This is a genomic window from Streptococcus sp. GMD1S (genome assembly GCF_000296875.1).
In the GTDB taxonomy this organism is placed as follows: domain Bacteria; phylum Bacillota; class Bacilli; order Lactobacillales; family Streptococcaceae; genus Streptococcus.
The window spans coordinates 1-647 of sequence record NZ_AJQY01000259.1 but is presented as its reverse complement, the minus strand read 5'-3'; the positions used below and the strand labels follow the sequence as shown (position 1 = coordinate 647).

Annotated in this window: 1 protein-coding gene; it reads left to right on the top strand. The window is 41.6% G+C overall.

The features are described 5' to 3' along the window. Positions 1 to 594 (top strand): helix-turn-helix domain-containing protein (locus GMD1S_RS08655; RefSeq protein ID WP_000330093.1); only part of this gene is annotated, 594 nt, incomplete at its 5' end. Positions 595 to 647: the final 53 nt, after the last annotated feature.

Below are 647 nucleotides of genomic sequence, written 5' to 3'. Positions count from 1 at the left end.
TATTACCAACAGGAAAATCTAGCCTCTTGGCTGGATATGATGCAGACCCTCTTTCCCAACTGCCAGACAGTATTGCAGGTCGGGGCTCAGGATTATGTATTTGTTCTTCAACAAGATAAGTATACCTCTGTCCGCTCAATCTTATCTGATACGATTGAAGCGGTTGAGTATGACTTTGGCCTTCGTCTGTCTATCATGTTGGGGCAGGTGTGGTCTCAGATAGGCTATCAAGCCCTATCAGACTTAATCAAAGCGGAGCGGGATTTGTTTAAGACATGGTGGCGTCAAGGTCATCAAGGTGTACACACCTTTTCACAACTCTATCTTTGGAGTATGGGAGAAAGGATTGTGGACCTGAGAGTCATTAAAGAATGTCTGCACCAGATGATTTTGGATCAGGATCAGATTCAGGAAATTATCCTTTCTCTCTGGGAAAATAGTGCTGTCCTAACTAAAACAGCCCAGCAACTCTATCTACATCGCAATTCTCTCCAATACAAGATTGACAAATGGGAAGAATTGACAGGACTTCAGTTGAAGGAGTTAACGGATCTTACCTTGTGTTATCAGTTGATTTTACCAGATATTCTTTAAAGTTTTGTGCAAGTTGCACAGAACTTTTTTATTTTTTTGGTCACCTTGCCATA